The following is a 22,758-nucleotide window of genomic DNA, read 5'->3' on the forward strand; positions in this document are numbered from 1 at the left end:
CGAGGCGCGCGAATTGCGCGCACGCGCCGAGGCGCGGCTCGACGCTGCGCGCGAGACGCGCGACTATGCCGCCGAGCGGATCCAAGAGACGCTGGAGGTCACGCCCGACGCTCTGCTTGAGAGCCTTGGGGCCGATCCTGACGCCATGCCTGCCTCTGAGGTCATCGAAGCGGATGTGAATCGCCTGAAGCGTCAGCGCGATGCGCTGGGCGCGGTCAACCTGCGAGCTGAAGAGGACGCCAAGGAGGTCGAGGCGGAGCATGATGGTCTGATCAAGGAAAAGACTGACCTTGAAGAGGCGATCAAGACCCTGCGCAGCGGGATTGCCAGCCTCAACCGTGAAGGTCGTGAGCGGCTTTTGACGGCCTTTGAGCAGGTGAACTCCAATTTCACCCTCTTGTTCCGCCATCTGTTTGGCGGCGGTGAGGCCAATCTTGTTCTGGTCGAGAGCGATGATCCGCTTGAGGCGGGGTTGGAAATCATGTGCCAGCCTCCGGGCAAGAAGCTCTCGACGCTCAGCCTCTTGTCCGGGGGCGAGCAGACGCTGACGGCGCTGGCGCTGATCTTTGCGGTGTTTCTGGCCAATCCTGCGCCGATCTGCGTTCTGGATGAGGTCGATGCGCCGTTGGATGACGCGAACGTCACCCGGTTCTGTGATTTGCTCGACGAGATGTGTCGCCGGACTGAGACCCGGTTTTTGATTATCACCCATCACGCTGTCACCATGAGCCGGATGGATCGTCTGTTTGGGGTCACCATGGCTGAGCAAGGCGTAAGTCAGCTTGTCTCCGTGGACCTCAAGAAGGCCGCGCAAATGGTCGCCTGACGGCGATCGGTGGCATGACGAGGCATACCAAAGGCCTAGAGCCAACGTTGCTGCGGCTTGATATACTCGATCACACGCTCTCGGACGCCTCCTGAGGTGCGAGAAAGCAGACGCTTATTCAGTCACTGTTTCAGTCACTGTAGGATTTTCAGGCCGAGGAGGACGGCATGAGTGATCTGGACCATGTGCGGGAGATTGACCGCGCCTTGCGCAGCACTTCTCTGGTGCCGGGCCGCGATGCAATCGTGCTGGACAGTTGGCGGCGCTGTGTCGAGACCTATGGCATGGACCCGGCGCAGGCGGACGCTGCGCATATCGTGACCGATGCCGAATTGCGACGTCACCGCGAGCAATCGGAGCGTCTGATCGCCACGGCGCGGTCCGGGTTGCAATCGCTCTTTCGGCAGGTGGCGGGGCAGAATTATGTGCTGCTCTTGGCCGACTCAGAAGGTATATGTGTCGATTTTTTTGGTGATCCGAGGTTCGAGGACGAGCTGCGTCAGTCGGGGCTATACCTCGGGTCCAATTGGTCCGAGGATCTGGCGGGCACCTGCGGGGTTGGGTCCTGTCTTGTCACCGGCGAGGCTGTGACAATCCATCAGAGTGATCACTTTGGGGTGGCGCATACGCCACTCTCCTGCACCGCAGCGCCAATCTATGACATGCAGGGACAGCTGACGGCGGTGCTCGATATCTCGCTCCTACGCTCACCGTCGCAAAAATCCAGCCAAAACCTTGCGATCAATCTCGTCAGGGCATCGGCGCGGCGGGTCGAGATGGCCAATCTCATGGCGATGACGCGGCGCGATTGGGTGCTGCGGTTTTCCGCAAGTCCCGAGTTTCTCGAGGTCGACCCCGAGGCCGCAGTGGCACTGGATGGGTCGGGCCGGATCGTCGGCATGACGCATGGTGCGATCGGTCTGCTGGCCCCGGGGCGGTCCGAGGGGTTGATCGGCAGTTCAATTGAGCACGTTCTGGAAATGTCGGTCGATGATCTTCCTGACCTGATGCGTGGCCGTCCAACAGAGGAGCGGGTGGTACGCCTCAAAGATGGGCGGGGCCTTTTTGGACATGCCATCGCGCCACAAGTGGCGCGGGTTGTTCGAGGTCCGGCGCCCGCGCCCTTGCCGGGCACGTTGTCGAGTTTCGCGGGGGCTGATCCGGTACTTGGCCCTCTGTTGGTGCGTGCGGCGCGGCTGGCCTCGACGCGTGTGCCGCTCTTGATCGAAGGCGAGACTGGCACTGGCAAGGAGCGGCTGGCGCGTGGGATTCATGTTTGCGGACCATCGGGACGCCCGTTTCATGTCTTGAGTTGCGCCGCTGCAACTTACCCAAGCATTGCAGGGTTGGCGGATGTGCCGTGTGGCACGCTTTTCCTCAAAGGGGTCGAGGATCTGGATGCGCCCGGCCAAGCCGCGTTATTGAGGGTTTTGGAGACGCGCGATGATCTGCGTGTCATCATCTCTTCTCGCTGCGATCTTGCCCGTGCGACGCAAGAGGGACGGTTTCGATCCGATCTCTTTTTCCGGCTTGCCGGTGATCGGTTGCGGCTCCCGCCACTGCGGATGAGGCATGATCTCGATTGGCTGATTGATCGGCTGATGCGGCGGTTTGCCGACACTGATCTGAGCCTATCGCCCGGCGCACGGGCGGAACTAGGCGCGCGGAACTGGCCGGGCAACATCCGAGAGTTGGAAAGCGTGATCAAGGTTGCCGTGAGCGTCACCGACGGCAAGGTTATTGATCTGCCCGATCTGCCTGCGCCCAGTTTTGCCGCAGAACCGGACAATACCCCTGAACAAGATCTTGAGGCGCTTCTTGATGCCTGTGGCTGGAATATGTCCAAGGCCGCCAAGCGGCTTGGCCTCAACCGCTCGACCGTTCTGCGACGTGTGCGTAAAGCGGGGTTGGTGCCACCGCATTAGATAGGGGGCGCAGTGTTGCGCGGCGTTGCGCGCGCAACGTCAGGGCGGTGCAATCGCGGAATTGAACCTGTGCGGGATGCAAAACCATGGTCAGGGACGGCCTGAGCATGCCAGCCTTCTGTTGCGAAAAGCCACAACCAAGGGAGGATAACATGCTCGATTCGACAGTGGTCGATCAGACACAGGCGTTTCTGGATAAATTCGGCAAGACACTCGAGGTAGGCGACATTGCCGCCGCGCGCGAGATGTTTCAGGACGATTGCTATTGGCGTGACCTGGTTACATTCACCTGGAACCTCAAGACGCTCGAAGGCAAAGATCAGGTTGAGGACATGCTGCGCCGGCAACTTGCTACAACAAAACCCCGCAACTGGAGACTCGCCGCAGGCGAGGTGCCGGACGAAGCCGGGGGCGTCACGACGGCGTGGATCGAGTTCGAGACCGAGGTGGCGCGCGGCTATGGTCTGATCCGGCTAAAGGCGGGAAAGATCTGGACGCTGCTCACGACCATGGTCGAGTTGAAGGGCTACGAGGAGCCCAAGGGCTTTGCCCGCCCGCTAGGGGCCAAACACGGCGCGGACAAAAAGCGCACCACATGGAAGGAAGAGCGCGAGGAGGAGGCGCAAACGCTGGGCTACGAGACGCAGCCACATACCGTGATCATTGGCGGTGGGCAGGGAGGCATTGCGCTGGGCGCGCGGTTGCGGCAACTGGGCGTGCCGACGATCATCATTGAACGCAACGACCGCCCCGGCGACAGTTGGCGCAAGCGGTACAAATCGCTCTGCCTGCATGATCCGGTTTGGTACGATCATCTTCCCTATATCAAGTTTCCGGAAAACTGGCCGGTCTTTGCCCCCAAAGACAAGATTGGTGATTGGCTGGAAATGTACACCAAGGTGATGGAGTTGAATTACTGGACCCGCTCGGAGGCAAAATCCGCCCGTTATGACGACACAAACGGTGAGTGGGTCGTCGTCGTGGATCGCGACGGTGAGGAGGTCACGCTGCGCCCAAAACAGCTTGTCATGGCAACGGGTATGTCGGGCAAGGCACGCCTGCCGAATTTTCCCGGCATGGACAAGTTCAAGGGCGATCAGCAGCATTCGTCACAGCACCCCGGCCCCGATGCCTATTCAGGCAAGAAATGCGTTGTCATCGGTTCCAACAACTCTGCGCATGACATCTGTGCCGCGCTTTGGGAGCATGACGCTGATGTGACCATGGTGCAGCGGTCGTCCACGCATATCGTGCGCTCTGACACGCTGATGGAGATCGGTCTGGGCGGGCTATATTCGGAACAGGCGGTGCGCGACGGCATGACCACGGAAAAGGCCGATCTCATATTTGCGTCGCTGCCCTACCGGATCATGCATGAATTCCAGATTCCCCTCTATGACAAGATGCGAGAGGTCGATGCCGATTTCTACGCAGGCCTTGAGCAGGCCGGATTTCAGCTCGACTGGGGCGATGACGGTTCCGGGCTGTTCATGAAATATCTGCGGCGGGGATCGGGCTATTATATCGACGTGGGTGCGAGTCAGTTGATCATCGACGGCAAGGTCAAGCTGACACAGGGACAGGTTGTCGAAGTGGTGGAGGATGGCGTGATCTTGGATACGGGCGAGAAACTCGAGGCGGATCTGATCGTCTATGCGACAGGCTATAATTCCATGAACGGTTGGGTTGCGGACCTGATGGGGCAGGAGATGGCTGACCGTATCGGCAAGGTCTGGGGGCTTGGCTCTGACACGACGAAAGACCCCGGCCCATGGGAAGGTGAACAGCGCAATATGTGGAAACCCACCCAAGTCGAGGCGCTTTGGTTCCATGGTGGCAATCTGCATCAGTCGCGGCACTATTCACAATTCCTAGCCCTGCAACTCAAGGCGCGGATGGAAGGGATCGAAACGCCGGTTTATGGGCGGCAAGACGTCCATCACCTCGGCTGAGAAAGGACGCGACCCGCCCGGTTGCGACGGGTCGCGATCCGCTGCGCGTATAAGGACGCGGCACTGCAAGCGATTGTGATGTTGCTGGCGTTTTGCCAATGCGGTCCGAGTCGCACATTCATGGCAAAACTTACTAAATCCCGGCCAATCCTTGACCCCAGAGGATATTCCAATAGGTTATGAGGTCCTGACGCTGATCAGCGCGGCGCGTAGCGAGACTGTTTCGACGCGCTATCACGGGCGCTTCCATGTGCCCAAAAATCAAATGGGACATGGAGACTTTGAGTCATGGCACGATTTTTTGCGAGTTTTCTCGTTGCACTGTTTTTGATGATTACGGCGGTCGCCGCGCAGGAAACCGCGCCGACCTCGGAGGACTCCAGCGCGCCGCGTTCGAGTGTTGACCTGCTTCTTGACGTGATTGAAGACGACACCGCGAGGGCCGACCTGATAGAGCGGCTCCGGGATGTGGGTGTGCCCGAAGCCGCGCCCCTTGGGGATGAGGTGGTGGACACCTTGGCCCAAGGCGAGGCCCCACCTGAGGATTTGTCCTTTGGACGCCGGGTGGCATTGATCACGCAAGCTGCTGCCGAAGATATCGCAGGGTGGGCTGCGAGCCTCTCACAACAGGTCGCGCGTGCGCCCGCTGTGCTTGATGGTTTGAGCGGCGGAGAGGCCGGTATTCTGCTCGAAGCGCTGGCCGAACTGGCGCTGGTGATCGTGGGAACCATCGTTGCGTTTTTTGTGCTGCGGGGACTTGGAAAATCACTCTACGCCCGGATGAGCGCCTCTGCGCGCGACGGGGGTATGGTGCGGACCGTCATGTTATTCATCATTTCTGCGGTGATAGACGCCTTGATTGTCATTGCCGCTTGGGCCGCAGGATATGCCTTGGCAACCTTGGCGTTAGGCGAGTTTGGACAGATCGGCATCCGCCAGACACTCTATCTCAACGCGTTCCTTTTGGTGGAAATGGCAAAGGTCGCGGTCAGACTTGTGCTGTCGCCCTCGGCGACATCTCTCAGGCCGCTGCCAATCAACGACCGGGCGGCAAGCTATCTGTCGTCGCGGATCAACCTCATGGTCGGGGTTGTAGGATATGGTCAATTGCTGGTCGTGCCGATCATCAACAGCAATGTGTCCTTTGCCGCTGGTCGGGCTGTATCCGCGCTGATCGCTTTTGCCGTCCTCACCTTTGCCATCTGGTTGGTACTGCGCAACCGCAAGACAGTGACCGATTGGCTTCTTGGGGAAGGGGACATAGATCTCGCTGGCAAGCGGCTTGCGGAAACGCAAACACCTGAGGCGGTCGAAGAAATCGGCGCACCGCGTGTAGCGGCCAGCCTACAGGACACGAACGACCTTGGTCTGACTGAAAGCCCGATCACTCCGCGCCGCAGGGGACGTGGGGCGCTGTCCTATCTCGCGCGGCACTGGCATTGGCCTGCACTTGGATACCTATTGGCGATGTTCGTGATCGTGCTGCTCAGTCCGGGCAATGCGGTATTCCGGACGTTTCTTGCGTCTGGTCAGGTGCTTGTCGTCGGGCTTTTGGGGTTTTCGGTCGCGGGGTTTCTCAGCCGAGCGATGGTGCGCGGTGTGATGCTTCCGCCGGGGGTGTCGGCGCGTGTGCCGCTTTTGCAAGGGCGGCTCAACGCCTTTGTGCCAAAGGTGCTCTTTGTGCTGCGCGCCATGATCTTTAGTCTGGTCGTGGTGCTTGCGGTGAACGCTATTGGTCTGATCGACGTGCGCGCTTGGATGGTAAGCCAGTTCGGCCTGCGTCTCACGGGTATGATCCTGTCGGTGTCGCTGGTGCTGCTTGTGGCATTTGGTCTGTGGCTGGCGCTGACCTCTTGGGTGGATTACCGGCTCAACCCTGAATTCGGCAAGGTGGCTACCGCCCGCGAACAGACGCTGCTCACGCTCTTGCGCAATGCCGCGACGATTGCCCTCGTCGTTGTCACCCTGATGTTCGTGTTGGCCGAAATCGGGCTCGACATCGCGCCGCTTCTGGCCTCTGCCGGGGTGCTGGGCCTCGCCATCGGTTTCGGCGCGCAAAAGATGGTGCAGGACATCATCACCGGCATTTTCATCCAGTTCGAGAATGCGATGAATGTGGGCGACGTGGTCACCGTTGGGGGCGTCACCGGCACGGTCGAGCGGTTGACGATCCGCTCGGTCAGCCTGCGCGACGTGCAGGGCGTCTATCACATCATCCCGTTTTCTTCGGTCGACATGGTGTCGAACTATGTGCGCGATTACGGCTATTTCGTCTGTGACATGGGCGTGGCGTACCGCGAGAATGTCGATGAGGTGAAACAGGCGATGCTCGATGCCTTTGCCGAACTCAGAGGCGATCCCGCTCAGGCCGATGGTATTCTCGACGATCTGGAATGGTTCGGCGTCAACAGCTTTGGGGATAGCGCCGTGATGCTGCGCGCCCGGATCAAATGCGTTCCGGGTCGGCAATGGGGCATTGGCCGGGCCTATAATGGCGTGCTCAAGAAGGTCTTTGACGCGCGCAATATCGAGATTCCGTTCCCGCATCAGACGATCTACTTTGGCGAGACAAAGGACGGCAGAACCCAAAGCGTCAAGGTCGATATGGATCATCAGGAAGCGGAAGTTCAACTTGGGTAGTCCAAGTTGATCTGGTCGATTCAACCCGTATCCCTTGGCACCGTGCAGGACGAGGTGAAGTCGTGCCCTGTGTGGGCCAACAACCGCTAGATTGCCCCTTTCAGCTTGGGATACAGGTGCGGAGAAGATCACCAACGGTGGCAACGGGATTGCGGGTTTCGTAGCGGCTTTGGGGATTGTGGAGACAGCGGGAGGCGCGCAGTTGAACGTCAACCGCCATCAGGTTCTGGTCGAGGGCGTCGCCGCGGCGGATCTGACGGTGGACGATTTTCAGTTCCTCTGAACCGAAGCGAAGGCAGGGGCGTTGCGCCGATCCTCTTATTCGGCTGCAAAGGTTATCACTGATCTCTGGGGACTTGTCCCGGCGCGAGCACGCAGCGATGACCTTCGTGGACGGTCGGAAGATAGCGATGGGGCTCTGTGACGCTCTGACCGGGCAAGCGGATATAACGCGTGCATCGCACGGTTTCACCATAGCAGAGCACACGTAGATTGGACCCGTCGATAAGGTCGCGCAGGCGTGGGTGTATGGAAAGACCGCCCTCGATCGGCATTGTCGTGGCGTAGAGCGGCACAAGACCAACTTTGTGATTTTTGACGCGGTCCTCGTTGAGCCAGCCAAGCAACATGTCGAGGGCATCATTCTGCACGGTCAAAAGACCAGCATAGACACGGTCGAGCAAGGTCTCGCTCTGCTCACCCTGCCGTGTGCGCAGGATGGTCGGGACGGGGAATTGTCGGGTGCCGTCTGGTGGATAGCAAAGATGCCATGCTGTGGCGTGATGATGCAACTGCGCCTCAAAATACTCGCGCCGCGCTCCGTAATAGAACCAACCCATGCCGATGGCCTTATCGGCGGTGGCGCTGGACTCACTCGCGCGTTGTAGCGCCAGTGGACCGCTATTCAGGGTGGCGACGGCATGCGCTCCGAACAATCGGCGCACACGGCGCAGCAATTCGCTATCGGCGGAGACACGCACATCGTCCCATCCCCCAAGGCATGTGCGCACGAGATTGGTGGGCAACATGAGCGAGGTCATGTTCTCAAAGAATGCTTCGCCTTGACCAGTCCAGCGACTGATACGCAGATCGGGGGCACAGCGCGCCTGTTGGCTGAGACACCCGACATATCCGGGGTTTGCCAACAGAAATTCAACATGATGACGCAGACGGTCGGGATGGGACCAATCGTCGGCGTCGTGCAGGGTCACGAAATGGCCCTTTGCCTCAGCCAGACCGGCATTGCGTGCACTGTAAGCCCCCTGATTCCGTGGGAGTTGGATCAGCCGGATTCGAGGGTCTTGGGCGGCATGCTTGGCCACGATCTTGGGGGTGGTATCCGTGCTTGCGTCGTCGATCACCAGAAGCTCAAACGCGTTCCAGCTTTGGGACTGCATCGCGCGCAGGGCTGTTGGAATCGTATCCTCAGAGTTATATGCAGCCATCAGAACGCTGACGACCGGGCCATCATCGGGAGCTTGTCCGACTTTGACGCTTTGGGTAATCCGGTCAAACGCGTGTCCCGTGCCGTCTTCGATTGCCACGGGCGAGAGACTTGCAGAGGTCAAGGCGGCATTGAGGCAGGCCAAGGTTTCCGGCTCGGTCTTGGCCCACCATATGCGCGCCAGGTGCAACGCCGAAGTTTGCGGGACGGTGTTTGCCACGGCTTCTGCCGCCGCTGTGTCCCCGGTACGCGCGGTTGCAATGGCCATGAGAGGGGCAAGACGGGCAAAGGCATCGCGGCTGATCGAGTGGCGGACATTCAGCCAGTGCAGGGTCTCGGCCATGTCATTGCACCTGTATGCCGTCAGGGCAAGCGCCTCGGCCGCGCCGGCAGCGGCATCGGGTCCGTCACGCCCTCCCGCCATGTCCTTTAATGCGGCCCGTGGACCGGCGTCCAAGCCGCCGGTCTCCAGGAGGTCGCGCAAGTGTTTGAGTCGTTGCAACTGCGGCGTTGGGCCCGTCGGCAGGACACCGGGATTTGGCGTCCGCCCCTCTTTGTGGCCCGTCGAGAGATAGTGCAGAAGCGGATTCAAGCCCGCCGCAGCGACATCCGGGTTTGCTGCAAGGTAATACCGTGATGAAAACTGCGGTCCCGGATCGCGGCCAAGAAAGGCCCCGATCCGCGCGAAATGCGATGCAGGATCAAGCGGCGTGCGCGCAACGTCTGGATAGGTGTCACTATACCACCGGGCATCAAAGAACGCGCTGGAGCGGACGCGAGCGATGTCACCCTGTTCAACCAAGAGCCGCACGACTCAGCCCCGCCAATTGCGCAGTCGCGCCCATAGGCTGGGCGGTGTCGAGATTCTCGCCTCGCACTCCAGCAAGCGCCCGATCAATCGGGTGATTTCATCATCCTTGATGGCGAGGGTTGCGCGTAGCCCCTCTACCTGTGCCAAAAGAAGCCTGTTCTGGTGTTCAAGCGCGGCGATCCCCCTCTGTGTGTTCTCGTCCTCAGAATGTGTCACAGGGCCTCTCAAATAGTGCTGTGCTTGGCGCGGATATACGCGAGATTTGGTTCAAGGCTTTCGCATGTGGTGATGTTGTGCAAACCGATGTTGTCCACAACATGATGGCCGGTGATGACCGGCAGAGCGACCGGGGCAACATCGGCTGTGTAGCGCAACACCAGATCCCAATCCACGAGCCGCGTCAGAGCAGTATCAAATCCTCCGCATGTCTCATAGAGCCTGCGCTGATGCACGAAGCTGTTGAGGTCGATGAAGTTTGCCTCGATCAGAGCAGCTTTGTCATATGTGCGAAAGAGAATGTCGCTCCAGCCGTGCGAGAGGTTGTGCCTGCAGAGCGCAGTATAGGCGCATTGCGCATTCGGTACGGCCAGCAGTCCAGCTAACGCATAGAGCAAATGGTCGGACTCCCAATGGTTGTCGCTGTCGAGATAGGCGATGAAATCGCCTTGGGCTCGTGCTAGACCAGCGTTGCGCGCGGCTGAGACCCCAGAGTTTGCCTGCGTCATGAGCACGAGACGACCTTCTCGAATGGGTTCGGGAAAGCGCTGGCGAAGAAGCTCTACGGTGGAGTCGGTGCTGCCGTCGTCAATGACGATCACTTCCGTTGGCGTATAGGATTGCAAGAGCGCCGAAGCGACCGCTGACAGAACCGTGTGTGCCCGATTCCATGTCGGCAAGATCACGGTCACGTTTGGCTTTTTCTCGCCGAGCAGCTTTAGCGCCTCACTGCGCAGCAGGTCGGGCATGTCGCGGCAAAAGCGTGGTGCCACGGAGGAATTCGCGAGCGTGGAAAGACTATTGCACAGGTCAGAGGTGCTGGGCTGAGTTGATCCCACAGTCAGACGCCGGGGCGCGCGCCCCTCTATGGCCCCGCTTGAAACATAGTGTTCCATAGGATCAAGGCCAGCTGCGGCCACGTCCGGATTGAGGTCGAGGTATTCGGCGGGGGAGAATGCCACCTCGCGCATGTCGTCTGGCAAATCTGGAAGCAGGCGCGCCAAGAGCATGGCCAGGGCGTGAGCCTCGCCGGAGAGCCGGGTTTCATCGACGAGATTGCGCGCTTGCCTTAGGGTTTGCAGTTCGAATTGGACGGACTGAAGGGCAATGCGGTACCCGAGCTTGTCCTGCGCCAACCGCATCAGCAAACACCCGATCAAGTCTGCAAGAGGGCGCGCTTCGTTTGAATCGAGGTCCCGAAGCCACGCCAGCCCTGCCTGCAACTGCGGTTCCAATGCAACCGACGGTGCGCCAGTTTGATCAATGCAGGGCTTCTCAAGCAAGCGCATGAGTTCCGCCAGAAACCTGGGCATCTCTGAATGCATGGATGACATAGCGGAGGCTTTCTTCCCTATGAAACGCCAAGTCGTGTGACGCAAATTGAAGAACTTGGTCAGAGTGACCAATGTGTTGTCACAATTTGTAATATGCCAGCCTCTGGGCTGCAATCTTTTCGCCGTGCCGCGAAAATCGGCTGCACCTGTCTTGTCTGCCGACCGAAGCCGGACACACACCTTCTTTCAGAAGACTCTGGATTGATTGAATTCGGTTGTCTTCGATGGCGCTGGGGACACGCGACCATGTCATCCGCCGTCGGTGCCTCAACCGCAGCTGCATCAAACCCGAGCATCTCGAGATCGGCTCACAGGCGGACAACAAGCGCGACGACTGGGCGAATTGGGCCTACGGGGTTGATCCCGACTACCTCTGACACGGAGCCATGTGACAGCAGAAGGCGCAGCGGTTGAAACCTGCTTTACCTTTTGCAGTTGCGTCACCCAGCCGATCTGATCACACGCAACAGTCAGTTTCGCGTTACAGAAGGGCCAATCTATGCTTTCCTAAAATATAACTGGTCAACTTGGGAAGTTATCAGGAATGGATGAGCATCATTCTCGTTTAAAAGGAAAGCCTGACAAGCGAAGATGCACCCGTTGCCATGCGACCGGTCAAATAGCGTGCGAGATTTGCGGCGGCAGGGGCGAGGTGATTGCGGGGCGCGACCCGTTCGGGAATACGAAGTATATTCGGTGCAGCGGATGCTTTGGCTCGAAAAGAATGCGCTGTAGAAACTGCGGCGGCGAAGGATACGTCTAGTTTCCCGAGAGGCGTCCCCTAAGCAGACTCGCCCCACACCTCCGCCACCACCCGACTCACCTCCGGATGGTCGGACCAGCGGTGAACGTCCAAGGGTCGGGAGTGACGTGGGTCGATGGGTGCAGTGGGTGATCTTTAGCACGTAGATCGTTGTGGACCCAGCTAGGGGTCTTTCATCTAGCGTAGTTAAGGTAGTGGTGAGTAGTAATGAAACTACAACCTCCTCCACACCTCCCCTATCCCTCTTCCCATTACTTATCCGTATTCTCTCCCGGGGTCTTCCCTTTCCAACCCCAATTTCCGGACTACCTATGACATCGCGCGTGGGAGAGGCTCTCGCCGAGCATTCCGGAGCGTCACCCGAGCCACCCGTCAGCGGGGGCAGTAACCGGGGCACTTTCGCGCTGAACACAGCCCGCGCGGCTCATCGGATCAAGGATCGGGAAGACTTGGCTGGGGTGGTAGGAGACCCTCAAAGCCGAAGAAGCCCAACGGATACCGCCCACGAGCGCCGCGAACGGGGCATTACCCGGGGGCAGTCTACGGGAAAAACAGAAAGGAAGGGTGCCGGGGGTGACGTCTCCGGCGACGGCGGGCGGACTGGCTCACGGGGTGTCAGGTGAGGAGGCGGGGGGTTAAAGCCGACGACCACCCGCGAGAGGACAGCCCGAGAGGTATCGCGGAATACGGCTCGCACGAGTGGCGTCGGGGGGCGGCGGTTTAAACGGCGGGGTGAGTGGGGGGCGGAAGGAGGCAGACCTTGATACAAACTACGATCAATTACCGCAAAAGGCCCAGTGTCCGCCCTCCGGCACCTTGCTGATCACGGTTGTAACATTACGAGTTGAGCTACTTTGCCCAAGTGCTATGAACTAAAAACCGATGCGCAGGCCGCCGAACTTGCTGCCTTATGCAGGGAATTATCGCATACCTCCATCAATCCCTGCCGACACGTTCCTCTTTCAATTGAGCGTGCTCTTTTAACCCAATATGGACTTTCAAACGTGACGCTGTTGAATCCCATCCAGCATTTTCGTCTGAGTATCTAAACGACCAAGACGACCCTCCACCGCCTGAAGGTCTCAGATAGCCAACAATTGAAAAGCGATAAAGTTGCTCCAATGCAGCATCACCATCCAGTGGATTAGTTGACGATCTGATTTTTTTGTAGTTTTTCAAGAACTCATCTTTTTGAAAAGTGATCGTCTCGTTCTTTGAACATGCGCGAAGACCATCTGTCCAATCTGGCCAATGGGGATCGATCTCGTCAGCCAATTCATCTTTCAGATATTCAGAGTATTCTGCCCTGCATGTGTTGAAGTCGTCGTTAATGAAAACCAAAGGGTCGTCAGTACTGGCACGAGCGACCTTCAGCGCTTCGTTAAGAAACTGAATAACATCGCGTGGTCGTAGAAGAGTACGAGAGAGCATGTGCTGAAGCTTGCCTTGGGAACCTCTCATTCGCCCTGCATCTTCTATGTCTGACCATCTCACAGAGGCACCCAGCTTCGATGCAAGTCTCGCTTCAATAAGATCTTTCAGCGTTGTTTCATTCCACGCCAAACGTACAGTTGAGCCTCTTGTGATTTTGTTTTTGTCGGAGAACGACACTTGTTCCCAAATATCTGTTCTTAGATACACTATTGGTGAAATATTGGCTCGCAACTCGGTGGAGCGTTTGATGTCGCGAGCAGCCAGAATAAGACCTATCAACATCCGTTTCTTTGTCTCATCCAATATGTCAAGCCCCTGATCTAACTCGTCGAAGTGGAGGTACAGATTTTGGATGCGAAGCTCAGCTATAGCGGTGCTTATGTCAGTCAGAATTGAATTCGCAAGGCTATCCAGTTCCAGTCCGAGTACCTTTTGTCTCGCTGGGTCGCCAAATGTGATGGAGCCAAGCGAAAACCCTCCGACTTGAGGACCCACGCTGAGACCAATCACCTTAAGTTTTGGTCGTGACAGAATTGACTTGGTCTCCGGCTTCAAAGTTCCAAAGTTCTCGATTAAAAATTTCCGAAGTCCATCAAGCGTGTCGGTATACTTGGAAGAACCGAGTTCTGAGACCATGCTTGCTAGCCTGATCGCGATAAGCAACCGCCAAGAAGCTACGTAAGCTTCCGTTTCAGACGCACCTTTGTCGACCAATTCTGCGTGCGTAGTCCAAGGATAACTCCTCAACGACAATGGCTGGCCGTGTTTAGATGGTTGCGTCTCTGTAAAGTGTCTAACTAGAGCCGTTTTACCGCTACCCTTCCGACCCAACACAAGCAGGATCTTCCCACTTTCGATATCTTGTACGGCATCCGTCGTTAGGAAGTAGTCGAGGACCGGATCATCCTCTGCTGCTATTTCGCCAAATGATGTGATGTCTCTTAGTGTGATCATTGCTGGAATCCTTAAAACTTTCTGAAACTGGCCACTTTTCAAGCAGTTTGTCAAACCTCCCTGCACCGGCTTGATTTGGGGTGAGTGATACGAAGAGACGCGCACGAATGCATATTAGTTCTCCGACTTGGGAAAATGCAGCTGAATGCGCAAAGCAGACCTCAGCGCCTACCGCAGCAAACGCCAACTCTCGGCCCTCCCTATCGCGAGCGACCTGCAAGCACCGACCTAATCCCCCCAAAAAACCGAGAAAACCTCCGCATCTATAATGATAGCAAGAAGGAGGTATCTCATGCTCATCAAAGCACTGGCGTGGCTGTTCGCGCCCCAGAAGAAGACCCGTCGGACGTCCGGCGGTGGTGGTGACCTGACCGGCTGGCTGCTGCTGGCGCTGGTCGCGCTGGTATGGCTGGGTTGACCCGTGACCGATCTCAAACCCGGCACGGTGGTTGTCATCCGAGCCTTCGATGACATCCCCGAACACCTGTTCAAGGTCGACACGGTCGAGGAAGACCGCGTGACCGGCGAGGCTTTAACCGGTCCCTTCGCCGGAAGCTACGGCGAGCCGCCGCTGGACCTGATCAAGTCGGTGACCGGCAAGGATTAACAGCATCCCAGCCGACGCCTGAACACCTTTCTCAACAATCAAACCTGAAATGACCCCGGGGGCACTTACCCGGGAAGGAGTAGTCATGTCCGACATCAAGTACGCCTATCTCAAGGGGCAAACCTGGCTTTACCGCCGAAACTACCCCGTGGACGTCGCACCCGTTCTGGCGGCGCGCGCCCTCAAACAGTCGCTGAAGACCGGCGACGTCAAGACCGCCCGCGCCCGCGCCGTGGAGGTTAACGCCCGCTACGAGGAACTGGTGCGCAAGGCCCGCGCCGGTGCCGAGGACGCCCTGAGTTACGCGCAGGGACACTCCTCGGGGTTTGCATGGGGCGAGGCATCCAGAAGCGCCCTCGCGTCTCTCCGGAGCACTCTGGAGGCGGAGGGGGCGGTCGCGTTCCCGGGGAAGATCAAGGCCCCGACCGTCGGAGAGTTGTCCCGGTCGTACCTGAACCTGCGGGGGCGCGAGCTGCGGTGGGGCGGGTTCAAGAGCGTCCGCTACTCGGTCGGTCTGTTCACGTCGAAGTTCTCGGACCGGCGCGTGACCGCGCTGACCCGGGATGACGGGCGGGAGTTTCTGAGCCTGATCGCCCGGCTTTCCCCGCTGATCGGAAAGGTGCCCGCAACCCGGCGCATGTCGCTGGATCAACTGGTTCGCTGGTCCGACCGGGGCAACCGCAGGATTGCAGCCAGAACCCGCAAGCGCATCTGGTCGCAGGTCAACCACTTCCTGGACTGGGCGGTCTACGAGGGGCATTTGCCGCAGAACCCGTTCAGGACTGTTCGGTTCGAGGGCAAGGTGAAACCCGCGCCCTACGCCGTGCCGACCGACGACGAGGTCCGGAGGCTTCTAACTGCCCGGGATGAGCTGATTCACGTCCCGCTGATGGTCTGTCTGCTGACCGGCATGCGGTCCGGGGAGGCGTTGGGTCTGTTGCGGAAGGATCTGGTCCGGAAGGGCAATCTGGGTTGGTTCGTCTGGGTCCGCCCAAACGCCATCCGGGAGCTCAAAACAGACGCCGCCGAACGGCTGGTACCGCTCCATCAGGGCTTGGAGGCGGTTCTGCTCGACCTGCCATCCGAAGGGGCGTTGTTTCCGGACCTGTCAGTCAACACGGTGACCAAGCGGTTCGCGGACCTGCGGGCGCGTCTCAAGCTCGATCGCCCCGGGTTTGTCTTCCACTCCACCCGGAAGTGGTTCATCACCCAGTGCGAGCGAACGGGCGTCCCGGAGCACTTCACGGCGTCGCTGGTCGGCCACAAGTCCGCGCGGTCGGAGAACGGGATAACCTACGGCATCTACTCGGCGGGTATCTCCGACGAGCAGAAGCGGGGGATCATCGACCAGATCCGGTTGCCGTCGTGCTGATCCCGGACATCGAGGCCTTCGAGGAGCGGGCCGCCATCGCGGAGTTCGACGGCGGTCTGTCGCGGGCGGCGGCGGAAGACCTCGCGGCACGTCAGCAGGGCTTCCCGAGCCGTGACCAGTACTGGCAGTGGTTGGCGGATTACGTCTTGGCGCGTAAGCTGCCCTGAGAACGACCCCGGCTGGCGTGAGTTGGCCGGGGTTCAAGAATGAACTGGGATGAACTAGCTGCTTTGGGGAAGGTGATTAGATGAAAATCATTGGGTTACTTTTGCAAGTGCTCGGCATGAGTTTGAGAAACGGAATGCGTATGGTTGTCGCTCTACTTCTAGTCACGTCCCTTGCGCTGAATATCGCAATGTTTATCGGCGGCGTGCTATACAACGCAGCCTCCTCGGCGTTCCATGCGGCAACGGGATTACGTACAGTGGCCATGCAGCATGCCGATGAAGTCGCCGATTTGAGCGGAGAACTAAGTCAGGAGCGCGCGGCCAAACGAAAAGCGAAGAGCGAACTCACTGAAGCCACAGGAGATTTGGCTGCGGAACGTGCGACAACTAAGAAGTTGCGTTCTGAGCTAAAGGAAGCTGTTCCGACCGTCGTGTTTAAGGGTAAGAGAGTTGCGGCCAAGGCGGCCGTGGCAACGACGGCCGGGAGAATTTCCAGAAGGGCTGCAGCCACCTCAACACGCGAAATCGGGTCAATGGCAGGTGAAGCCTTACCTTACCTCGGGATTGCCGTTATCGTGGGCGCAACTATGCTTGAGCTCAAAGATATCTGCGACACGTTGAAAGACATGAACGAGCTCCGAAAGGCATTTGATCCGGACGCTGCAACTAGCGATGAGCAACATACCGTATGCGCCCAGCGAGTACCAACTCGTGCGGAACTGTGGGTACTCGTCAAGTCATCACCGGGAGAAGTTTGGGAAAGAACGAGGAATGCGGTTCCAGCGCTTAGCGAGATGAAGAACTACGAACTGCCCATCGTTGACTGGAAACTTTTCCCTTGGCTCGCGACAGAGGCAGTTGATACTGTCGATGCTGAAACACAGCCGGTTGAAAGAAGTTGGTGGGATGTGGCCGCAGAACGTGCGTCAAACCTCGTGGACGAAACTAGAGTACTAATCTGGTCAGACGGTGGCACACCTACCCCGCTTTCTCCGCATCCGTAAAAGTTCACCGCCAAACTGCCTGCGTTAAACCCGAGCCCCCGCCACCTCACCCGAGACCCCGTGAGCCAGTCCGCCCGCCACCCCCGGAGACGTCACCCCCGGCACCCTTCCTTTCTGTTTTTCCCGTAGAGTGCCCCCGGGTAATGCCCCGTTCGCGGCGCTCATCGGCGGTTTCCGTTGCGCTTCTTCGGCTTCGAGGGTCTCCTACCACCCCAGCCAAGTCTTCCCGATCCTTGATCCGATGAGCCGCGCGGGCTGTGTTCAGCGCAAAAGTGCCCCGGTTACTGCCCCCGTGTTGGGTGGCTCGGGTGACGCCCCGGATTGTCCGACGAGGGCCTCTCCCACGCGGGACGTCAGAGACAGCCCGGTAATTGGGGTTAGTAGGGGAAGACCCTAGGGGGAATACGAATAAGTAATGGGAAGAGGGATAGGGGAGGTGTGGAGGAGGTTGTAGTTTCATTACTACTCACCACTACCTTAACTACGCTAGATGAAAGACCCCTAGCTGGGTCCACAACGATCTACGTGCTAAAGATCACCCACTGCACCCATCGACCCACGTCACTCCCGACCCTTGGACGTTCACCGCTGGTCCGACCATCCGGAGGTGAGTCGGGTGGTGGCGGAGGTGTGGGGCGAGTGGTTCGTCGACGACGAAAGAGAGGGGAAGAGGCCCGGTCCGAAGCCCAAAGGCAGACCTAGGGACATGCTCAAGGTCGTCTTGCTTGACCTCTACGTGGCTTGGACAACCGACCCCGAGCTCTCGATCGGCATAGACCTGAACTTGCGGAAATGGGTTACGGGAAGTCGTTATAATGCCCTTCACCTCTCACGGGCTACGCCACGGATCATCCACAGATTGGCCGAACTCGGTTTGATAGACCTCTCTACGGGAAGCTACTCCGGACCGGGAGCAAGAACCAACCGCTCCGCTAGAATTCGAGCCGCCGAGCCGCTGAGGCAGAAGTTCCGGGAAGCAAGGTTCGGACCGATGGACATCGGGCACGCTGCGGACCGGGAATGCATCATCCTGCGTGACGATCAAGGACAGAACCTTGAGTATGAAGACACTGAGGTCACTCAACGGATGCGTCGCGATCTGCGGGCTTACAACGACCTGTTAAGCAGAACCTTCATTGACCTTCCGTCGATCGAAGAGCCTTACATCGAAAGAGAGATCAACGTCGGTGCGCGTGCCGGAGACCGAATTCGTGTGTCGTTCTTTCCGGGAGCCAAGTTTGTTCGCCGTGTCTTCTCGCGCGGTGACTGGAATTGCAACGGACGCTTCTACGGCGGTTGGTGGCAACAGATTGGTTCCGAGCTTCGCAAGCACATCCACATCAACGGCGTCCCGACAGTGGAGGTCGACTTCAAGGCTCTTCACGTCAACATCCTGAGCTTGGAAAACGGTGCCGAGCTGGACGGCGATCCGTACGATCTGACAGACGGCTTTCTGGAAGGGGTCGACCGCAAAGACCAGCGGGGTTACCTCAAGTCACTCGTCCTCACCGCCATAAACGCCGCGAATGACCGCGCGGCCTATCAGGCCTTTCGCGACGGTTACCCGGCGAAGGACCGGGCCAAAGGATTTCGGAACACCGACCTCGAGCGCCTGTTGAACGCGTTCATCGAGCGGACGCCCCAGTTGCGGGGAACGCTATTCAACGACCAAGGCATTCGCTTGATGAATGTGGACTCTCGAATCGCGGAGGGTGTTTTGAAGGCGGCGGTCGAGCAGAATCTACCGGTATTGTGCGTCCACGACAGCTTCATCGTCGACTATCGGCAAGTGAAACCGTTGAAAGCCTTGATGGCGCGGGAGTCGGAACGAGTGGTGGGACACCCGCTGCCGATTGCCAACGACTGGATGGGTTGGGATGAAGTGCCCGAGGAGAGAAGGGAGGATTACGCCGAGATGAGGCGGCTCGAAACGAAGCGTGGCTCTCTGGAGCGTCGTGCTTTGTTCGAGGCGGCGGTGGTGAGAGACTCGTGAGCGATAGGATTGGTGGACCACTCCAGCTTGCTAGTCGAACGACGGTATCGATGCCAATAGGTGGATGCTGCGCGTAGCACGAATGTCCGGTGTCTGAGGCCTTCAAACGTTCTAGACCTTGCACGTGGCTCGCCACTTGGGTCACATTCGGCCAGCCCTAAGTTCGAGGAAAGCTGATGACCTATGGCGATTTCGGTGAACCTGAGATTCCTGACGACCTTTTTGAATGTGCACTATTTCTAAGAAACAACATCGTTGGCCTGACGACCCAAGGGGGGTCGGAGACCGAGTACAAACTGGCCAGAAAAAGGTTAATGGAAGACACGGCGAGCAAACGGCTTCTGCCGAGCTTTGTGCGCTTCTCAAATGACGCCGCCTCTGTGCAGTCATCATTGTCGAGCGTTGCAAGTGGTCCTGGTTCTTGGGCTATTCGCCGAGGCCACGTTACTGATGCTTTCGTACCGCTATTGACCTTTCTAGAGGCAGGTGGCGGTGCGGCAGACGCGACGATCACAGACGGTCTTGATGTCTATGATGCTCCTGCTGTCCAAGCTTTTTGGGCGAAGGCACTGGACAGACGAACAACCGACCCGGACGGCGCCGTTACCGCCGCAAGTACGTTACTTGAGGAGGTCTGCAAACACGTCATTGAGGACAGCGGTGCGCAGTGGGATGCAAGATGGAATGTGCCGAAACTCTATTCTGAAGCAGCAAAGATCTTAAAGCTCGCACCATCGCAGCACCAGGAGGAAGTGTTCAAAACGATTTTGGGAAACTGCCAGAGTGTCGTTCAGAGCATTGGTTCTCTGCGCAACAAAGGTGGTGATGCCCATGCTGGGGGTCGCTCACGAGTTCCGTTCAAGCCGCGTCACGCCGCTTTGACGGTTAACCTTGCTGGGTCCATGGCACTTTTTCTCATCGAAACTTGGCACGCGAGAGTTGAGGAACAACGGGCAACGATTAAGTCGTGTAACAGTCCTGAAGCAGACATTCGCGCAGAAGCAGCAACGGCAGCATCGTCCCGCATTCCGACCGTTCATCTGACCTCTCCCTCCCCTTCTTCCTCGACGAACCACTCGCCCCACACCTCCGCCACCACCCGACTCACCTCCGGATGGTCGGACCAGCGGTGAACGTCCAAGGGTCGTGAGTGACGTGGGTCGATGGGTGCCATGAGTGATCTTTAGCACGTGGATTGTCGCGGACCCAGCTAGGAGTCTTTCATCCAGGTTAGTTAAGTTAGTGGTGAGTAGTAATGAAACTACAACCTCCTCCACACCTCCCCTATCCCTCTTCCCATTACTTATCCGTATTCCCCCTAGGGTCTTCCAGTACTAACCCCAATTACCGGGCTGCCTCTGACGTCCCGCGTGGGAGAGGTCCTCGCCGAGCAATCCGGGGCGTCACCCGAGCCGCCCGCCAGCGGGGGCAGTAACCGGGGCACTTTCGCGCTTAACACAGCCCGCGCGGCTCATCGGATCAAGGATCGGGAAGACTTGGCTGGGGTGGTAGGATTCGAACCTACGGTACACGGTACCAAAAACCGATGCCTTACCACTTGGCTACACCCCAACGTGCCGCGCTAATTACTCTGGACCTTGGCGCGGTTCAAGGGTGCTTGGTAAAAAAAACACCTGCTCGTGTGTTTCGGTCATTATGTTTCTGAAATTACTTTGGAATCCTTCACATAATTGGCTGCATCATTCAAAGGTTTCGCTGGCTTTGACACCCCAGAGTGCAGTTTTGGGGACCCATCCGTCGTATCCCGCAGCCGAGATCGCGCACCAGTCAGGCTTGCATTCCTCGACTCGGGCGATGACGCCTTGCTCCAGTCGCGCCACAACCATTGTATCCGGCTCAGGCTTGACCAGAAGATCCAGCATCTCGACTTCGACACTTGCTGTGCGTACGCCTGACAAGAGCGTGTAATGCACCCAACCGCCTGCGCCATCGCGGTCACGCACCCGCCGCCAATGGCCATGCTCTGCCGTGATCTCGAGCGGCATATCGCGGCGCTTAAAGATCCAGTCAATCCGATGCGTCAGGCTGGGCCCCCGGCGCACATTCCCCTCGGCGGCCTTCATCGACACAAAACGCGGTAGAGGTAGGTTTGTGACAGGACCACGGTCTTCGGCGGTGGCGGCCAGCGGACCGACAAATATCAACGTAAAAACGGCCGCAAGACCTGATTTCATCACTGTCATTCGATTTCTGCCCGACAAATTGCAAGGGGGTTCTTGTGCCCCGCTCTTTCCTGCGCCACTCTGGCAGCAACGCGCCTGAAAGGAAAGTTTTAAGGAGGGCTTCATGCCATCTGCACGCCTGAGTGTTGTCGTTACGCGACGCCTGCCTGAACCGGTGGAGACGCGGATGCGTGAACTGTTTGATGTCCGATTGCGCGAGACAGATGCGCCAATGACTCGCGAGGAACTGGCGCGTGCCGTCAGGGACGTCGATGTGCTGGTCCCAACGCTATCGGACCGGATTGATGCCAGCCTGATCGCGCAGGCCGGGGACCGTCTGAAACTCATCGCCAACTACGGGGCAGGGGTTGATCACATTGACGTAGGCACCGCGCGCCAGCATGGAATTCTCGTATCAAACACACCGGGAGTGTCCGCTGATGATACTGCGGATATGACCATGGCCCTGCTTCTTAGCGTAACGCGACGCTTGCCCGAGGGCTTGGCAGTAATGCAGTCTGGTGACTGGCAGGGTTGGTCGCCGACAGCTTTGCTGGGTGGCCGGGTTGCTGGGCGGCGTCTGGGTATTCTTGGCATGGGGCGGATCGGACAGGCAGTGGCGCGGCGCGCCGCCGCCTTTGGCATGCAGATCCATTACCACAATCGCCGCCGGTTGCGTCCCGAAACCGAAGAGGCCTTGCAGGCAACCTATTGGGAGAGCCTCGATCAAATGGTGGCGCGGATGGATGTGCTCAGCATCAACTGCCCGCACACGCCTTCCACCTTTCACCTGATGAATGCGCGGCGGCTCAAGTTGATGAAGCCCGACGCGGTGATCGTCAACACGTCACGCGGCGAGGTCATCGACGAGAATGCCCTGACGCGCATGCTGCGGGCAGGTGAAATCGCGGGTGCCGGGCTTGATGTCTACGAGCACGGTGCGGACATCAATCCCCGATTGCGAGAACTCAAGAATGTGGTTCTCTTGCCGCATATGGGATCGGCCACTCTCGAAGGTCGGATCGAGATGGGCGAAAAGGTCATCATCAACATCAAGACCTTTGACGATGGGCATCGCCCGCCTGATCAGGTTGTGCCCTCAATGCTCTGAGCGCTCGCCTTTGGCTGCAATT

General features: G+C 58.4%; 18 protein-coding genes, 1 tRNA gene and 1 pseudogene. 14 read left to right on the top strand and 6 right to left on the bottom strand.

Going from position 1 to position 22,758, the window contains the following annotated elements:
* The 5 genes and pseudogenes from VR71_RS03220 to VR71_RS03240 form a co-directional block, all read left to right on the top strand.
* Nucleotides 1–826: pseudogene (locus VR71_RS03220) on the top strand (chromosome segregation protein SMC); the annotation flags it as partial.
* 167 nt (nt 827–993) lie between these two features.
* The gene (locus VR71_RS03225) at nt 994–2,751 is read left to right on the top strand and encodes a sigma-54-dependent Fis family transcriptional regulator (RefSeq protein ID WP_045681145.1); all 1,758 of its coding nucleotides are present in this window, start codon (nt 994–996) and stop codon (nt 2,749–2,751) included.
* A gap of 152 nt (nt 2,752–2,903) precedes the next feature.
* A complete protein-coding gene (locus tag VR71_RS03230; protein WP_045681147.1) occupies nt 2,904–4,703 on the top strand; it encodes an NAD(P)/FAD-dependent oxidoreductase in 1,800 nt (599 codons plus the stop codon).
* Between the two features lie 288 nt (nt 4,704–4,991).
* Nucleotides 4,992–7,343 carry a mechanosensitive ion channel domain-containing protein gene (locus VR71_RS03235; RefSeq protein ID WP_045681149.1) on the top strand — a complete coding sequence of 784 codons (2,352 nt, stop codon included), beginning with the start codon at nt 4,992–4,994 and terminating at the stop codon, nt 7,341–7,343.
* 91 nt (nt 7,344–7,434) lie between these two features.
* Nucleotides 7,435–7,626, top strand: a complete 192-nt coding sequence (locus tag VR71_RS03240; protein WP_009816438.1) for a hypothetical protein — start codon at nt 7,435–7,437, stop codon at nt 7,624–7,626.
* Nucleotides 7,627–7,681: 55 nt separating this feature from the next.
* On the opposite strand, the gene VR71_RS03245 is transcribed toward VR71_RS03240, so the two are convergent.
* From VR71_RS03245 to VR71_RS03255, 3 genes are read right to left on the bottom strand one after another with little or no spacing between them, the layout of a single operon-like run.
* Nucleotides 7,682–9,598, bottom strand: a complete 1,917-nt coding sequence (locus VR71_RS03245) for a glycosyltransferase family A protein (protein ID WP_045681160.1) — start codon at nt 9,596–9,598, stop codon at nt 7,682–7,684.
* 3 nt (nt 9,599–9,601) lie between these two features.
* Complete coding sequence (locus VR71_RS03250; RefSeq protein ID WP_045681162.1) at nt 9,602–9,814, bottom strand: hypothetical protein; 213 nt, start codon at nt 9,812–9,814, stop codon at nt 9,602–9,604.
* Between the two features lie 8 nt (nt 9,815–9,822).
* On the bottom strand, nt 9,823–11,127 hold the full coding sequence (locus tag VR71_RS03255; protein ID WP_296429814.1) for a glycosyltransferase family A protein: 1,305 nt from the start codon (nt 11,125–11,127) through the stop codon (nt 9,823–9,825).
* A 245-nt stretch (nt 11,128–11,372) separates the two neighbouring features.
* Between VR71_RS03255 and VR71_RS24580 the strand changes: the two genes are divergently transcribed.
* The gene (locus VR71_RS24580) at nt 11,373–11,525 is read left to right on the top strand and encodes a hypothetical protein (protein WP_296429816.1); all 153 of its coding nucleotides are present in this window, start codon (nt 11,373–11,375) and stop codon (nt 11,523–11,525) included.
* A 1,322-nt stretch (nt 11,526–12,847) separates the two neighbouring features.
* On the opposite strand, the gene VR71_RS03260 is transcribed toward VR71_RS24580, so the two are convergent.
* Nucleotides 12,848–14,299 carry an ATP-binding protein gene (locus VR71_RS03260; RefSeq protein ID WP_045681167.1) on the bottom strand — a complete coding sequence of 484 codons (1,452 nt, stop codon included), beginning with the start codon at nt 14,297–14,299 and terminating at the stop codon, nt 12,848–12,850.
* Nucleotides 14,300–14,591: 292 nt separating this feature from the next.
* Here VR71_RS03260 and VR71_RS24585 point away from each other — a divergent pair, with 292 nt between their 5' ends.
* The 7 genes from VR71_RS24585 to VR71_RS03285 all read left to right on the top strand — a co-directional run bounded on the left by VR71_RS24585 (nt 14,592) and on the right by VR71_RS03285 (nt 20,575).
* Nucleotides 14,592–14,717, top strand: a complete 126-nt coding sequence (locus tag VR71_RS24585) for a hypothetical protein (RefSeq protein ID WP_296429818.1) — start codon at nt 14,592–14,594, stop codon at nt 14,715–14,717.
* A gap of 3 nt (nt 14,718–14,720) precedes the next feature.
* The gene (locus tag VR71_RS03265) at nt 14,721–14,906 is read left to right on the top strand and encodes a hypothetical protein (protein WP_045681169.1); all 186 of its coding nucleotides are present in this window, start codon (nt 14,721–14,723) and stop codon (nt 14,904–14,906) included.
* A gap of 85 nt (nt 14,907–14,991) precedes the next feature.
* Nucleotides 14,992–16,278, top strand: a complete 1,287-nt coding sequence (locus VR71_RS03270) for a DUF6538 domain-containing protein (RefSeq protein ID WP_045681184.1) — start codon at nt 14,992–14,994, stop codon at nt 16,276–16,278.
* On the top strand, nt 16,272–16,445 hold the full coding sequence (locus VR71_RS24590) for a hypothetical protein (RefSeq protein WP_296429821.1): 174 nt from the start codon (nt 16,272–16,274) through the stop codon (nt 16,443–16,445). Before VR71_RS03270 ends, VR71_RS24590 begins: the two co-directional genes overlap by 7 nt.
* Nucleotides 16,446–16,525: 80 nt before the next feature.
* Entirely contained in the window at nt 16,526–17,449 is a 924-nt protein-coding gene (locus tag VR71_RS03275; protein WP_045681170.1) for a hypothetical protein, read from the top strand.
* A gap of 991 nt (nt 17,450–18,440) precedes the next feature.
* Nucleotides 18,441–19,442 (top strand): hypothetical protein, encoded by a 1,002-nt coding sequence (locus VR71_RS03280; protein WP_296429823.1) that lies wholly within the window; start codon nt 18,441–18,443, stop codon nt 19,440–19,442.
* A gap of 176 nt (nt 19,443–19,618) precedes the next feature.
* A complete protein-coding gene (locus tag VR71_RS03285) occupies nt 19,619–20,575 on the top strand; it encodes an abortive infection family protein (protein ID WP_296429828.1) in 957 nt (318 codons plus the stop codon).
* 364 nt (nt 20,576–20,939) lie between these two features.
* Here the strand turns inward: VR71_RS03285 and VR71_RS03290 are convergent.
* Nucleotides 20,940–21,014, bottom strand: a tRNA-Gln gene (locus VR71_RS03290).
* 128 nt (nt 21,015–21,142) lie between these two features.
* Nucleotides 21,143–21,646, bottom strand: coding sequence for an SH3 domain-containing protein (locus tag VR71_RS03295; RefSeq protein WP_045681175.1), 504 nt, complete (start codon nt 21,644–21,646; stop codon nt 21,143–21,145).
* A 103-nt stretch (nt 21,647–21,749) separates the two neighbouring features.
* Here VR71_RS03295 and VR71_RS03300 point away from each other — a divergent pair, with 103 nt between their 5' ends.
* Nucleotides 21,750–22,736: a D-glycerate dehydrogenase gene (locus tag VR71_RS03300; RefSeq protein WP_040650340.1), complete on the top strand. Its 987-nt coding sequence runs from the start codon at nt 21,750–21,752 to the stop codon at nt 22,734–22,736.
* Nucleotides 22,737–22,758: the final 22 nt, after the last annotated feature.

The organism is Roseovarius sp. BRH_c41 (assembly GCF_000961715.1).
Lineage (GTDB): Bacteria > Pseudomonadota > Alphaproteobacteria > Rhodobacterales > Rhodobacteraceae > Roseovarius.